Source organism: Ruegeria sp. AL2 (genome assembly GCF_056540845.1).
In genome coordinates this window covers 18915-33198 of sequence record NZ_JBQFXM010000017.1, presented here as the reverse complement: position 1 = coordinate 33198, position 14284 = coordinate 18915, and the positions used below count along the sequence as shown (strand labels likewise).

10 protein-coding genes, 1 tRNA gene and 2 pseudogenes are annotated in these 14284 nt (G+C 55.5%); 6 read left to right on the top strand and 7 right to left on the bottom strand.

The genetic code is table 11. The features are described from left to right. Window positions 1-619 precede the first annotated feature (619 nt). Both ACR0ID_RS16770 and ACR0ID_RS16765 read right to left on the bottom strand, forming a co-directional pair. Window positions 620-1270: a hypothetical protein gene (locus ACR0ID_RS16770; RefSeq protein WP_480607180.1), complete on the bottom strand. Its 651-nt coding sequence runs from the start codon at window positions 1268-1270 to the stop codon at window positions 620-622. 308 nt (window positions 1271-1578) lie between these two features. After that, window positions 1579-1654 (bottom strand) — tRNA-Thr (locus tag ACR0ID_RS16765). 181 nt (window positions 1655-1835) lie between these two features. Between ACR0ID_RS16765 and ACR0ID_RS16760 the strand changes: the two genes are divergently transcribed. Further along, window positions 1836-2705, top strand: a complete 870-nt coding sequence (locus ACR0ID_RS16760; protein ID WP_480607177.1) for a hypothetical protein — start codon at window positions 1836-1838, stop codon at window positions 2703-2705. A 22-nt stretch (window positions 2706-2727) separates the two neighbouring features. On the opposite strand, the gene ACR0ID_RS16755 is transcribed toward ACR0ID_RS16760, so the two are convergent. Next, window positions 2728-3624, bottom strand: coding sequence for a LysR substrate-binding domain-containing protein (locus ACR0ID_RS16755; protein WP_480607174.1), 897 nt, complete (start codon window positions 3622-3624; stop codon window positions 2728-2730). A 101-nt stretch (window positions 3625-3725) separates the two neighbouring features. Between ACR0ID_RS16755 and ACR0ID_RS16750 the strand changes: the two genes are divergently transcribed. The 4 genes from ACR0ID_RS16750 to ACR0ID_RS16735 are packed head-to-tail and all read left to right on the top strand — an operon-like array spanning window position 3726 to window position 9332. Further along, window positions 3726-4898, top strand: a complete 1173-nt coding sequence (locus tag ACR0ID_RS16750) for a pyridoxal phosphate-dependent aminotransferase (protein WP_480607171.1) — start codon at window positions 3726-3728, stop codon at window positions 4896-4898. Further along, window positions 4895-6097, top strand: coding sequence for an acyl-CoA dehydrogenase (locus ACR0ID_RS16745; RefSeq protein WP_480607168.1), 1203 nt, complete (start codon window positions 4895-4897; stop codon window positions 6095-6097). The genes ACR0ID_RS16750 and ACR0ID_RS16745 overlap by 4 nt, the downstream gene beginning before the upstream one ends. Before the next feature lie 11 nt (window positions 6098-6108). Further along, window positions 6109-8298, top strand: a complete 2190-nt coding sequence (locus ACR0ID_RS16740; RefSeq protein WP_480607165.1) for a dehydrogenase E1 component subunit alpha/beta — start codon at window positions 6109-6111, stop codon at window positions 8296-8298. Continuing rightward, entirely contained in the window at window positions 8295-9332 is a 1038-nt protein-coding gene (locus ACR0ID_RS16735) for an ACP S-malonyltransferase (RefSeq protein WP_480607163.1), read from the top strand. The genes ACR0ID_RS16740 and ACR0ID_RS16735 overlap by 4 nt, the downstream gene beginning before the upstream one ends. Before the next feature lie 269 nt (window positions 9333-9601). Here ACR0ID_RS16735 and ACR0ID_RS16730 read toward each other — a convergent pair. The 3 genes and pseudogenes from ACR0ID_RS16730 to ACR0ID_RS16720 form a co-directional block, all read right to left on the bottom strand. Beyond that, window positions 9602-10400, bottom strand: a pseudogene (locus ACR0ID_RS16730) (IS5 family transposase). A gap of 66 nt (window positions 10401-10466) precedes the next feature. Further along, window positions 10467-11465, bottom strand: coding sequence for a cation efflux transmembrane domain-containing protein (locus tag ACR0ID_RS16725; protein ID WP_480607160.1), 999 nt, complete (start codon window positions 11463-11465; stop codon window positions 10467-10469). Window positions 11466-11992: 527 nt separating this feature from the next. Beyond that, window positions 11993-12217 carry a hypothetical protein gene (locus tag ACR0ID_RS16720; protein ID WP_480521019.1) on the bottom strand — a complete coding sequence of 75 codons (225 nt, stop codon included), beginning with the start codon at window positions 12215-12217 and terminating at the stop codon, window positions 11993-11995. A 553-nt stretch (window positions 12218-12770) separates the two neighbouring features. Between ACR0ID_RS16720 and ACR0ID_RS16715 the strand changes: the two genes are divergently transcribed. After that, window positions 12771-13526, top strand: a complete 756-nt coding sequence (locus ACR0ID_RS16715) for a MipA/OmpV family protein (protein ID WP_480521017.1) — start codon at window positions 12771-12773, stop codon at window positions 13524-13526. A 90-nt stretch (window positions 13527-13616) separates the two neighbouring features. Here ACR0ID_RS16715 and ACR0ID_RS16710 read toward each other — a convergent pair. Beyond that, window positions 13617-13878: pseudogene (locus tag ACR0ID_RS16710) on the bottom strand (DDE-type integrase/transposase/recombinase); the annotation flags it as partial. Between the last annotated feature and the right edge of the window lie 406 nt (window positions 13879-14284).

The window sequence follows — 14284 nt, the reverse complement described above, 5'->3', positions numbered from 1 at the left end:
TTAGGAGAATGGGATGGCAACGACCATAGTGTCGCCAGTTTCTGGCTGCACAGACCCGGACCGGACTGCGAGCTGGTGATCGCGTAGAGTACTCATGAGAGCTGCCTTCGGAGCCTAGCATCGTCAAAAGGTATAAAACCTGGGTCGGTTTGCCCGTTTAAGTTGGGACATTTTCACAGCCCTAACTCTAAAAAACACCAACATTTACTATCATCAATCTTATTAGAAGAATGCGTATCAAGGGAATCGATGGCGAGAAAATCTGGGCTCATATCCATCAACAGAAAAACAGGGGATAAATCAGGGGATACACAAGGTACCGCTCTGAAAAACATTATATTACAGAATCTTATCATGTAAAGTGGTGCCCCCACACGGACTCGAACCGCGGACCTACTGATTACAAAATGGTCTAGGGGCACCTCCACGCACCCACTTCTTTAATGAAATCAATAGGATACAGTACCTGCTTAACTAGTGCTATTTCCTAAGTATTTGAAATCATTAAGGCACATATCTGGACACACTATCTTGGACCAATCCAAAGGAGACCCAATGGAAGCAATCGCTAGGAAAGGAGACGGGATAATCGCTTGCCAGAGCCACCTGGTCGGCAAGCCTACTCTGAACCGCTATCTGTACTGAAACTATTCATGACGTCCCAATCCCATCGAGTGGGTTCGCCGCATATGTACTTAAGCTCAGGAGGTTTTCCAGAAATTATACAAAGCTCGTTTTCACTCTGGTTGAAAGAAGACACCTCACCGCACTCGACTGTCTGCCCGACTTTCACACAGTTTGGGGTTGTGGCAGCTAAATCATGCTCCATGTGTTCTTCAATAATGTCTCGCAAAGATGGGTTATCGAACATTTTCGCGACTTCGCTTACGGGCCCGGAATCTTTTAGGCTTTCGCTCCAAACGGCTTGCTTAAACACGTCCGCATTTGGGGTTACTCCAGAATTCGCCCAAAGTTCCTTGTCTTGTTCTGGAATGTCTACTCCTGTGCCTCGCTCCAGTGCGCTAAGTGCAAACATCCTGGCCGGTAACGTGTTTTTCACGTCTTCTTCATAATCACCTGAAAGAATAGTCAGGCTCAGCCTAGCCAACTCCAAATCGAGTTCCCGATCTTTGTTTAGATAGACCAAATAGCTCGCACCCAGAGTCCCAAGGACACCAATAACTGCTCCAACCAAACCGCTAACAAGGGTATTAAAGCGAGCTGCTTTGTGCTCGAGTTGCGCAATTTTAACTTCGACACTATCTGTCATTGTAAGTCCTTGTAACAATGGGAATAAGCATAATGAGCGGTTCCAATTTTGACCTTCTAGAGCTTGTTGTAAACATGCGAAATGAAAGAAATCACGCTTTGTCGTAGCTACAGTCGAAAGCGCTGCGTTCCCAAAAAGGTCAACTGATTGGACCTTAGTCGGACATCAAATCTAAATAGTTGGATTCGTTGAGTGATTAGCTGCTGAATCCACAAAATCGGGACACAAATCTGGACACAGAAAGCACGTACTATACGAAAGGAAACCGTCACGACGCGATGTAAGGTATTGAAATAATGGGATTTTAGTGGTGCCCCCACACGGACTCGAACCGCGGACCTACTGATTACAAATCAGTTGCTCTACCAGCTGAGCTATAGGGGCACTGGCAGTCGATTACTTCGTCCGACAGAGGACTGCAACCCTCATTTTTGACTCGAACTTGGGGATTGCCCGTTTTCCTGAGAAAGTGCAGAAACCGCGGGGTTGTTTCGTTGCAGATTTTCATGCGACGCAAAGACATAGAATGGGATGGACACAGCCCCTGAGGGTAAAAGGACTAAAGATGCAGGTAGTAATCCATGCCGGGGCCGCCTTTGCCGATGAAGGGCAAGTGCTGTCCTCGCTTTCGGCAATCAAGCAGGCCTTGGTGGATTGCCGTGCTGCGATCTTGGGGCCACGCGGCGGGCGTCAGTTTGTCAAGGTTCTGTCTGATGCTCTTGCTCAGGATTTGACTGATTCAGAAACGCAGGACGGGCTGCACGCCCTTCTTCCAGATGATCCAAATGTTGATCGTGTCATCCTCTCGAACGACAAGTTCTTTGGCCCAACACGTTCTGCCCTGCAACATGGACAGATTTACCCTTTTGCCGGGCAGCGGACAGCCTATGCCCAGACCTTGCTGGAGGATGCTCAAGTTGAATTATTCGTCGGTCTGGTGAACCCTGGGATTTTCATACCCAAGGTCCTGATGTCGATCCATGAAGATCACCGGCAGGAGATTCTGACCAGCACCGATCTGAGCTGCCTGAGCTGGTTGAGCATGATCGAAGATCTGCGCGATCTTGCGCCTCAGGTGCAGCTCACTTTGTGGAAGAATGAACACTTGCCACTGATTCTGGGGGATATCATGCGCACAATGGCGGGCCTGCCCGGTGACGCTCCTCTGGTGGATGAGTATGCGTTGCTGTCGTCGCTTCTGACTGAAACCGGTCAACGGCATGTTCTGGACATCGTGCGGGGCAGCGACGGCCTCGACAAAGATACTCAACGCGAAGACCTTGCGCGGATATTGGAAGACCACGCCCGGCCCGATGAGGTCGAAGAGGAACTTGATCTGCCCGGCTGGAACGCCGACATCGTTGACGCATTTACAGAGCTTTACGAGCAGGATCTGGCAGTCATCCAGACCATGCCAGGTATCCGGGTACTGTAACCTTTCTTTCGCGGCTGCACCCTTACTGATGCCTTTTCGTTTGCCGGATGATCCAGTCCGCAAATGCTTGTACGGCTTCGTTCCTCTGCCCGGTTGGTGTGGCAATGAAATATGCGCTGCCCGAGGTATTCGCCAGTTGCCCGGTCTGGACCAGCGCGCCCGACGCCAACTCGGCCTCGATCAGATAGGACGGCAAAATCGCAGCCCCAAGCCCGGCAACTGCGCCTTCGATCAGCATCGAGAACTGATCAAAGCGCATTCCTGGAAAAACCGTTCTGGCCTCAAGTCTATGGCTGGCATGATATTCGGACCACAGCCCGGGCCGCGAGGTCAGATGCAACAGCGGCAGATCGAACACATGCTGTTCCTCGAAAGTCCGTTGGTCGCCCAACAACACAGGCGCAGCCGCTACAACAAGTTTTTCCGGGAACAGCTTGCGTAGCCGCGCACCGGGCCAGTCTTCGTGCCCAAAGTGAATGGCAACGTCCATGCGCCGCTCTTCCAGGCTGAACGGCGTCGTGTAGGAATGCAGATCCAGTTCGATCCCCGGATGCAGGTGCTTGAAATCCGGCAGTCTGGGCACCAGCCACCGTGTCGCAAAGGTGGGCAGGACCGCCAAGGTCAGCAACGACGCACCGTCACCGGCCGCGATCGCACGATTGATCGTACCGTTCAGCCGCTCAAGGTCGCCTGCAAGTTCTTCAAACAAAGCGCGACCCGCTTTCGACAAGCGAACCGCACGTCCGACCCGGCGAAACAGCGTCACCCCCAGCGCAACCTCAAGTTCACGAACCTGACGGCTAACCGCGCCCTGCGTCACACCAAGCTCTTCTGCCGCCATGGTATAGCTTTCGTGGCGTGCAGCAGCCTCGAAACTGCGCATGAGGGCAAAAGACGGCAGGGAATTGATTCTGGGCATATCACTCATGAGTTTTAGTCACTGAAACGATACAAAGCAGCGTATTTTTATCAAGTTACTTTGCAGATAGAACCTCAGTCATCTCCAGAGGAAGATTAACAGTGTTCCATCGCGCAAACCGACTAAACGGTATCGAATTGTCCGAAATCGTGCAGATTTCCGAGGCCGCCGCACGCTTGCGTTCGGAAGGGCGCGATGTTCTGGCATTGTCGACCGGTGAGCCTGACCTGCCCACCCCGCCCCATGTGGTCGCAGCAGCCCACGCGGCAGCGCTGGACGGCAAGACGAAGTACCCGCCGACGGCCGGGGTGCCCGATTTGCGCATCGAAGTTGCCCGGCAGGCCAAAGCCGAAGTTGCTCAGGTCATTGTGTCGACCGGTGCCAAACAGGTGATTGCCAATGCCATGCTGGCCAGCCTGAACCCCGGCGACGAGGTCATCATGCCCGCGCCCTACTGGACCAGCTATTCTGACATAGTGCGGATGGCGGGTGGAACGCCCGTCATTCTGCCTTGCCAGATGGATCAGGGATTCAAGCTTCTGCCGGAACAGTTAGAGGCCGCCATTACACCGCGCGCACGCTGGCTGATGCTCAACACGCCGTCGAACCCGTCGGGGGCAATCTACACGCAGGATGAAATTGCCGCCCTCGCATCTGTTCTGTCCCGGCATCCACAGGTTTGGGTTCTTGCGGACGAGATTTATCGCCATCTCAGCTTTACTCCGTTTGTATCAGTGGCCGAGGCGGCCCCAGACCTTGCCGACCGTCTGTTGATCGTCGACGGTGTCGCCAAAGCATGGTCCATGACCGGATGGCGCATAGGCTGGGGGATCGGGCCGGTCGAGCTGATCAAGGCGATGGTGGCCGTTCAGGGGCAGGTTACCTCGGGTGCCTGTTCGATTGCACAATGGGCCTCGCTTGCGGCGCTGACCGGCAGCGCAGGCCTGTTGGAAGAACGCCGCGCCGTATTTGCCCAACGCCGTGATCTGGTGGTTGCAGGGTTGAACGCGGTTCCGGGTTTGCGCTGCGCGGCACCCGACGGGGCGTTTTACGCCTTCCCTTCCTGCGCCGGACTGCTTGAGGATCAGGGTGGGCCTTTCAAAAATGACGCTGACTTCTGCACCTGGTTGTTGGAAGATGCTGGTGTCGCTCTGGTTCCCGGTCGCGCATTCGGGTTGCCCGGACATTTTCGCCTGAGCTTTGCTTATGCCCAAGATACAATTGCAGCGGGGCTTGCACGTCTCAAAGCCGCTGTAGAAAGGAAACTCTCATGAAACCACAATCCCGCCCCCAGCTTGGCCCTTTCACTTGGGATGACCCTTTTCTGCTGGAAGACCAGTTGGCCGAGGATGAACGCATGGTGCGCGATGCGGCCAACGCCTACGCGCAGGACAAACTGCTGCCCCGTGTAACTCAGGCTTTTGCCAATGAAGAAACAGACCCCGAGATTTTTCGCGAGATGGGGCAAATGGGCCTTCTGGGCACGACTATCCCCGAAGAATTCGGCGGCATCGGTGCCAGCTATGTCACTTACGGTCTGGTCGCACGCGAAGTGGAACGCGTCGACAGCGGTTACCGCTCGATGATGTCGGTGCAGTCCAGCCTCGTCATGTACCCGATCTATGCCTACGGAACGGATGAACAGCGCCGGAAATATCTTCCGAAACTGGCCAGCGGTGAGTCTATTGGCTGTTTTGGCCTGACCGAGCCCGATGCAGGTTCGGACCCCGGCGGCATGAAAACCGTCGCGAAAAAGACCGAAGGGGGTTATGTGCTCAACGGCTCAAAGATGTGGATTTCGAACGCGCCCATTGCTGACGTGTTTGTTGTCTGGGCCAGATCAGACGCGCATGACGGCAAGATCAAGGGTTTCGTACTTGAAAAAGGCACACCCGGTCTTTCAGCCCCGAAGATCGAAGGCAAACTGTCGCTGCGTGCCTCGATCACAGGTGAGATCGTGATGAACAATGTCAAGGTCGGGGAAGATGCTCTGTTGCCGGGTGTCGAAGGTCTGAAAGGGCCGTTTGGCTGCCTAAACCGTGCACGATACGGTATCGCCTGGGGATCTATGGGCGCAGCTGAGGCCTGCTGGCACGCCGCACGGCAATATGGTCTGGACCGAAAACAATTCGGTCGCCCTTTAGCGCAAACGCAGCTGTTCCAGCTGAAGCTTGCGAACATGCAGACGGAAATCGCCTTGGGCCTTCAGGCCGCTCTGCGCGTGGGTCGCCTGATGGACGAAGCCCGCGCAGCGCCAGAAATGATCAGTCTGATCAAGCGAAACAATTGCGGCAAGGCACTTGAGGTCGCACGCCACGCACGTGACATGCACGGTGGCAATGGCATCAGCCAGGATTTCCACGTGATCCGCCACATGGTGAATCTTGAAACCGTGAACACATATGAAGGCACTCATGATGTTCACGCCCTGATCCTGGGTCGCGCGCAAACGGGCCTGCAAGCCTTCGCCTGAGGACGACAAAGATGGATCGCGCAACCATTGTGCATGACAACTTCCTGCGCCGGGTTGCGGCACGGGATTTTCCCGATGGCGCGACGCCGTCTGGCCCACTGACAGCGTCTGAAGCGGTCGGGCTATATCGCGCGCAATGTCTCAGCCGCGCTTTGGACCGCCAAAGCCGGGCAATGCAGAAAGCCGGTCAGGGGTTTTATACCATTGGCTCCTCTGGTCACGAAGGGATGGCCGCCGTGGCGGCAGCCCTGCGCCCGACAGACCCCGCTTTTCTGCACTACCGCGACGCCGCGTTTCAGATCGCCCGGTCCGATCAGGTGCCGGGGCAGAGCCCGACATGGGATATTCTGTTGTCCTTCGCTTCATCCTCTGATGATCCGATCAGCGGTGGGCGGCACAAGGTGTTGGGGTCAAAAGCGCTTTGCATCCCGCCGCAGACCTCGACCATTGCCAGCCACCTGCCCAAAGCAGTCGGCGCGGCTTATGCAATCGGGGCAGCCCGCCGTCACAAACCAGAACATGCAGAAATGGCGGACGACGCCATCGTCTATTGTTCCTTTGGTGATGCCTCGGCCAACCATTCCACCGCGCAAGGCGCATTCAACACTGCACAGTGGACGTCTTACCAGTCGGTTCCCCTGCCGCTGCTGTTTTGCTGCGAGGACAACGGGATCGGAATTTCGACCAAGACACCACAAGGCTGGATCGCCGCGACATTCTCTCATCGACCGGGACTGAAGTATTTCTCGTGCGACGGGCTCGATATTTTCGAAACCTACCGTATAGCACAAGAAGCCGCCGCCTATGTCCGCAGCCGTAAGAAACCCGCATTTCTGCACATCCGCACGGTGCGCCTGTATGGCCACGCCGGAGCAGATATGCCCACCACGTATTTGCCGAAATCCGAGGTCGAAGCTGAAGAGTCGAACGACCCCCTGCTGCACTCCGTCCGTCTGCTTGAACAATCCGGTTCGATGCAACCGGATGACGCGTTGAAGGTATACACCGACACCTGCGACCGCGTAGCGCGCGTCGCCGACAAGGCGATCACCCGCCCTCGCCTGAAAACCGCAGGTGACGTGATGGCCAGCCTGATCCCGCCCGCACGCCCCTGTGCCCCGACCAATGGCCCGTCAGCTGAACATCGGGCTGAAGTATTCGGCGGCGACCTCAAAGCACATGCTGAACCCCAGATCATGTCGCGCCTGATCAACTGGGCCCTGAGCGACCTGATGCTTGTACACGGCGAGATCGTGATGATGGGCGAAGATGTCGGGCGCAAAGGCGGTGTCTATGGCGTGACGCAAAAGCTTCAGGCCCGTTTCGGACCCGACCGGATGATCGACACGCTGCTAGACGAACAGTCGATTCTGGGCCTCGCCATCGGGATGGCCCAAAACGGGTTTACGCCCATGCCGGAAATCCAGTTCCTGGCCTATCTTCACAACGCCGAAGACCAGTTGCGCGGCGAAGCAGCCACCCTGCCCTTCTTCTCGAACGGTCAGTACACCAACCCGATGGTCGTTCGCATCGCCGGGCTGGGGTATCAAAAGGGCTTTGGCGGGCATTTCCACAATGACAACTCGGTCGCGGTTTTGCGCGATATTCCCGGGCTGATCCTGGCCTGCCCATCGAACGGCTCCGACGCTGCACGAATGCTGCGTGAATGCGTGCGGCTGGCACGGGAAGAACAGCGGTTGGTCGTGTTTCTGGAACCCATCGCGCTCTATCCGATGCGGGACCTGCACGAAGCCGGGGACGCAGGCTGGATGCACACTTACCCCGACCCATCCGAAAGGATCGGTTTCGGCGAGGTCGGCGTGGATGGCGACGGCGACGATCTGGCGATTGTTACCTTTGGCAATGGCGTCTACCTCAGCCATCAGGCGCGCAAATCGCTGGAGGCCGACGGGACAAAAACCCGGATAATTGACATGCGCTGGTTGTCGCCGCTTCCCAAAGACGCGCTGACCCGGGCCGTAAGCGGCGCCAAGCGGATATTGATCGTCGATGAAACCCGGCATCACGGCGGCGTGGCCGAAGCCCTGATGGCCCATTTCCACGAAACCACTGATGTGCCGATGGCTCGTATTGCCGCCGAAGACAGCTTTATTGCCACCGGCCCGGCCTATGCCGCGACCATGCCATCGAAAGACAGCATCGAGGCCGCAGCAAGATCCCTTATGGAGACGGGCAAATGAGGTCTGCTAAACAAACCGCTGTTGTCATCTGTCCGGGGCGCGGAACCTATAACAAACCCGAATTGGGTGTTCTGGGTCGGCATTTTACCGACAAGGCCCTGCTGGCACATTTCGATGGCATGCGGCGCGCACAGGGTCAGGAAACCCTAAGCGAACTGGACGGCGCAACACGGTATTCCGTGGCAAAGCACACGCGCGGAGACAATGCCTCGGCCTTGATCTATGCCGCCACGCTGGGCGATTTTCGTGCCATCGATCCGGAGAAGATCGACGTGGTGGCTGTGACCGGAAACTCGATGGGCTGGTATTCAGCCCTGGCCTGCGGGGACGCCTTGACTGCCGAGGCAGGGTTCGAGGTGGTCAACACCATGGGAACACTCATGCAGCAGAGCCTGATTGGCGGCCAGTTGATCTATCCTTTCATGGATGCCGACTGGCAGCCGAACCCGGCACGCAAGGCCGAACTGCTGGCTCTGGTCGCTGAGATCGACGGCACCGGCGCGACCCTCACCCTGTCAATTGATCTGGGCGGGATGCTGGTTCTGGCCGGGGATGAAGCTGGGTTGTCCGCCTTTGAAAACAAGGTGCCTGTGGTGCAGGAACGATTTCCGATGCGGCTGGCCAATCACGCAGGGTTTCATTCACATCTGCAACGCCCAGTTGCCGAAGCCGGTCGCGCCCGCCTTGCCGCAGATCTGTTCCGGCAACCCAATTTGCCCATGATAGATGGCCGTGGTCAGATCTGGTGGCCCGGAGCCTGTGATCTGGACGCGCTTTGGGACTACACCTTGGGTCATCAGGTGACCGAAACCTATGATTTCACAAAGGCCGTATCACAGGCCGCGAAAGAGTTCGCACCCGACATGTTCATCGTCACCGGACCGGGAACTACACTGGGCGGAGCCGTCGCGCAATGTTTGATCCTGAGCAATTGGGACAAGATGCAGGACAAAGCAAGCTTTCAGACCAGCCAACGCGAAGAACCTTCGCTGATCTCAATGGGGATCGAGGATCAACGCGCACGTGTGACCTGACCTTGAACACCTTGGCGGTTCGCCCGGCGCAAATCGATCTATCGCGGGCACTCCGCTCCACTCTTCGCACCGAACCTTCTGTTCAGAGCCTGCCCCAAAAAGCGCCTACTTATCAAATCCACGCTTCCGAAACGGGAACAGATGACTGAGCGCCCAACCCCGCGCGGCGACCCGTTATCCAATGCTTCAGGTCATTTGGCACCTTCGCGCAAATCGGGACTCTTTCGATCGAGCACCTTGCAGACAGGCGACAGGGCTAGGGTCAGGATTCATAACCAGTAGATGACTAGAGCCGCGAGCGCGATGGCGGATAGGAAGACCTTGGGACAACGATCATAGCATGTTGCCACGCGCCTCCAATCCTTGAGCCTGCCAAACATGATCTCGATGCGGTTTCGCCGCTTGTATCTGCGCTTGTCGTATTTGACCGGCGCCTGCGCTGCTTTCGACCAGGGATGCAGGCGCGTATCCCTTTGTCTTTCAAGGCGTCTCGGAACCAGTCGGCGTCATAGCCACGAGCACCCGAGCAGCCAGTCCACATTTGGTATGCTGCTGAGCAGAGCCCGAGCACCGATGTAATCGCTGACCTGCCCGGCGGTAACGAACAGGTTGAGCGGGCGACCTTTGCTATCGCAAATGGCATGCAGCTTGGTATTCATGCCGCCCTTGGTTCGGCCCCCTCTCGGCAGCATCCTTCGGATGCGCCTGCTGGGCAGTGAATCAGGCGGCCATGCCCCCCTTTTTGGCGCCTAAGCTGGACGCCGTGCGATGGGCTTTTAGATATGAGGCGTCGATCATGACAGTCTTCTTTTCACCGTGCTCGGCGGCCAGACCAGCCAACATTCGTGCGAAGATGCCTTTCTCGCTCCAATGCTTCGACCGGCTGTAGAGCGTTTTGTGAGGTCCGTATTCCCTGGGGGCATCTCGCCAACGCAACCCATTGCGATTGATGAAGATAATCCCGCTCAGCACCCTTCTACCATCGACCCGTGGCCTGCCGTTCGACTTCGGGAAGAAAGGGGAAAGCTTGGCCATCTGCTCGTCTGTCAGCCAATAAAGGTCGCTCATATCATCGCTCCGTTTTCGAGCCGTGAATCAAGCAACGAAGCGAAAATCAATGCATCCTGACCCTAGTTAGAGAGGATTCAGTGAATCCGGCCAGCGCCTTGAGTGTTCCGTTATCACGAGCAGCACATCTGCGCCGGACAGTGCTTCGCGCGTATCACGGATCATGCGCAGGTTCAGGTCGTCGATAACAGACGCAGAAATCGGTCGGCCAGGATTGTAATAGACTGTAATCAGGAATGTTCGCCCAAGTTTGGTGACGGACAGATCCTGTAGTGATCCTCCATCCTGAACAATAGCAGCACGCAGAGCCCGTCGGGCTGCAGCGACGTCTCCGGGGCTTGCGCTGACGCCCGCCAATTCACCCAATCCTCTGCGAAAATCTGTGACGTAGGTTCCGACCGCCAACAAGCACAGTACTAGGACGATTACCGAGTCGCCCACCGGCGCAACTGGTGCCAGCGGACCGTCGCGGAACAAGTAGACGGCACCCAGCCCTACACCTGCCGCCGCCGTGATCAGCCCGTCGAACATCGCAGCCTTGGACTCGAGCCGCAGGATCGAGCTGTTCTTTCCCATTCGGCGCCAGGTGAAATGATGGAAGCCCCACATGAAGGTGCATGTGAGGCCAATCCCGGCGAAGTAGATGATCATCGGCGCAAAGTTCAACGGCTCAGGCATTATGCCGTTGAGGTAGTTGTAGATATTCTTGATCGCATTCGTTATTGCGAACAAGACCAAGCCGAGAAGAGACAGTGAGCGAAATGTCGCAAAAATAGCCTCGTCAGCGGCGTAGCCGAAAGGGCGTACCTTGTCCGGACCCGCATCGATGCGACGACTGATTCGACGCCCAAGCAGCGCCGAGCCGAACCCGACCAGGGAGAACAGTCCGTCCATCATGATCGCGTTTGAATTCGACAACATACCAGCCAGCACCCCCGCGGCGGCCATGAAAAGGTTTCCCCACATGGCCACGCTGAGAGAGCGTCTTTCCAGCCGTTTTCTGCTATCTGAATTCAGCGTCGTCATATTTTGCAGTCCTGATGTGACATCAATCTGCTCTTCCAATATCCTTCCGTTGATGTTTCGCCAACACTTGTGGTGAATATTAGAAGAATCCGTCAACAGGTCAGTGGTTTATCCCCATGGCATCGCCATTTGTGGACAGGTCCCTTCATAAAGAGTTTTCTTGGCGCCTGAGATCATTTAGCCAGCACTCATTTCTCCGGCCTCACATGATTGTTGATTTCCACTGAAAAGTGACCCGGTAGGCCTGATAACTTTCACTGAGAATTGACCCTTGTGAACACATTGCTCCGAGGATTTTGTTTGGGGAGACTTGAAGTGATCGGCATGGAATTTTTTGAGTGTCATACGACGCTGGGCATTGCGTGACAAAATGCCAATCCGCGATAATTAACGGCGCACGGGGCTGTCTCGCAACACCGTCAGAAAGTATCTGCGCGAAGGTGCTGTAGAACCGAGGTTCAAGACGCCGCCGCGTTTGAGCAAGTTGGTTCCGTATGCGGATCGGTTGCCTGATGGCTCTCACTTTGCCCAAAGAAACAGCGTGGAGTAGTACAACTTGATTTACGTCAGGCAAAGTAGATCGCCTGACGGATCAGACCAACTGAATTGGCTATACCCCAGTTCAGCATCTGAAAATGTGTGTTCTGGCTTCCTTCGTGGCCGAACCAGTTGCAGAAATAGTTTCCCGCGATCAGAAAAGCGGCCCAGATGGCGCGATACAGCGCGACACTAATCATATCAAGACAGAGCGCCGCCGGAAGAGCGACAAACCCCACAGCAGCGCTAGCCATTGCACTGACGCCAGTCACAGACCGGCAACGTCCAGGACGGTTTTCGCAGCCAGTGTGGGCTGTCGCACCTCTTCAGTGCGTAACCGCCTGTTAAAGGTATGTTCGTACTAGCCCTACGCCGATCCGGCGAACACGATCGCCGGTCTTGTCAAACCAACATGGTCTGATAGGCTTTGGGCGCTCGGTTGGTCTCGTACGACGTTGCTTTGAAAGGCCTTCATCCGAAGTACCTCTTATATTGTTCCATTAGAATTCGTTTGAGGCAAAGAATAACGTCCAGGGCTTCTTTCTCGGACAGTGGGCCCAATTGGGGCAACAAAACGGAGGCGCGTGCATGAATCGGACAATACCTGCAGACCCTTCACAGCTAAACATTCCCTATCGTTCGCGCGCGGTTACGCCAGAATTGAAAATTCTATGTATTCTGGTCGAAGCTGCAGATCGTTTTTTTCCAGTTGCTGATACAAAGCGGTCGCCGATCAGAGCAGGTGTTAGTCTAGTACTGGCAGTAGCTCTGATATCTAGTCCCATTCAGTCTTTCGCAGAAGTTACCGTGATAGGTCCCGGCGAACGCGTCACAGTGGAGGATGGCGGGCGACAGACGTCGATGATCGTCACAGGTGTTCTGGGTGCACAGGTTGTTCCGGAGTATTTCGGAGCGAATAGTCAGCAACTTTATCCAATGGGAAGTGTCGAAGTTCCGTTTCTGTTTTCTCAGTTTCTTCGGTATGGCGATCCGGTCCTGACGGAAGATCCATTGGTATTTCCTCCCGGGTTCATTCCCAGGCTATCAGCGCGATATGTTCCGCCACGGGACTCTTCCGACTACCCAGAGCTGACTGGCCTGGAAGATGTCGGTCTATCCATCGAAATCGGCGCAGGGGTCGGATATGTTTCGCGAAACGCCGAAGTTTTTGCAGATCTTCGGTATGGGCTGGGCGGGCACGACAGTTTCGTCGCCGCAATCGAAGCCAATTACATAGCGCGCCCGATGGATCGCATGACAGTGCGCTTCGGGCCGCGACTGTTGTTTGGTACAGACAAATATAATCAGACTTATTTCGGAATTACGCCGGACGAAGCCATACGCAGTCAATACCCCGCCTACGACCCAGCTGGAGGGCTGGTCAGTGCAGGGTTGGAACTCGTCGTCACCCACAGGTTCGCCGATACTTGGTGGCTGGAAGTTGGTGCCAAATACGAAAGGTTTCAAGACGCGGCTGCCGGCTCACCCATCGTTCGTAATGGGTCCGCCGATCAGTTCGAAGTGCGTGTTGGTCTCCGTCGCGCCTTTTTAGTGCGCTTCTGACGTGGTCGAAACCTTTTCGCACAGACCACTTGTAGGGGATTTGTTGCAAAGATGTGAGCCCGTCGAGTTGTATCAGCAATCGCCTGTGAGTCAGACGGCGAGCTCAGCGAACTGCTGAAATGGACAGAGTCAAGGTTTTGATTTGGCCCTTGCGGATCATGTACGACACTTCAATTCCGTCGAGCGTTGCCGCCGCTGAAGCGAAGGCCTTGAACCCCAGCATTGGTCGCGTGCGTCTCTTGATGAAACGATGTTCCTGTTCCACGATATTGTTCAAGTATTTCCGCCTCACCATCTCAATCGGGATCGTGCAGACAAAGTCTTTGAGCATTTTATTGATGGCCTTAATCCCCGTTACTCTGATTATGCCTCCTTCATTTTAAAAGTTTTTTCGTGTGTCCAGATGCCGAGCATCAGGATCGCAAGTCTTCTGGCAAGAGCGACAACGCCTTTTTGTGACTGGTAGGGGTTTCGAGAGCCCGAGCCCATCTCTGTAATTCCGATCCATTGCCCAGTTTTACTCGGTTCAGAAAACTGTCTGCCGTCATCGACTACCGGGTAAATTTAGGGGGTAACTCAAGAACACTGCGAAGAGGATCACATCTTTCGGATACTGTGCGCCTTGGAAGGAGATCATAAACAGACTTTCGACTTCAATATTTTGATATCCATTCACTCGAAACACTTATGAGCGTCAGCAGTCAAAACTTAGCAACAGATCCCCTTGACTCTGCCCGTTTCGTCAATCCGACGAGTTG

Coding starts and splice junctions, on each gene's coding strand:
- ACR0ID_RS16745 (WP_480607168.1), top strand. CDS start 4,895: ATGAAACCACAATCCCGCCCCCAGCTTGGCCCTTTCACTTGGGATGAC.
- ACR0ID_RS16720 (WP_480521019.1), bottom strand. CDS start 12,217: ATGGCTAGCGCTGCTGTGGGGTTTGTCGCTCTTCCGGCGGCGCTCTGT.
- ACR0ID_RS16760 (WP_480607177.1), top strand. CDS start 1,836: ATGCAGGTAGTAATCCATGCCGGGGCCGCCTTTGCCGATGAAGGGCAA.
- ACR0ID_RS16755 (WP_480607174.1), bottom strand. CDS start 3,624: ATGCCCAGAATCAATTCCCTGCCGTCTTTTGCCCTCATGCGCAGTTTC.
- ACR0ID_RS16740 (WP_480607165.1), top strand. CDS start 6,109: ATGGATCGCGCAACCATTGTGCATGACAACTTCCTGCGCCGGGTTGCG.
- ACR0ID_RS16735 (WP_480607163.1), top strand. CDS start 8,295: ATGAGGTCTGCTAAACAAACCGCTGTTGTCATCTGTCCGGGGCGCGGA.
- ACR0ID_RS16770 (WP_480607180.1), bottom strand. CDS start 1,270: ATGACAGATAGTGTCGAAGTTAAAATTGCGCAACTCGAGCACAAAGCA.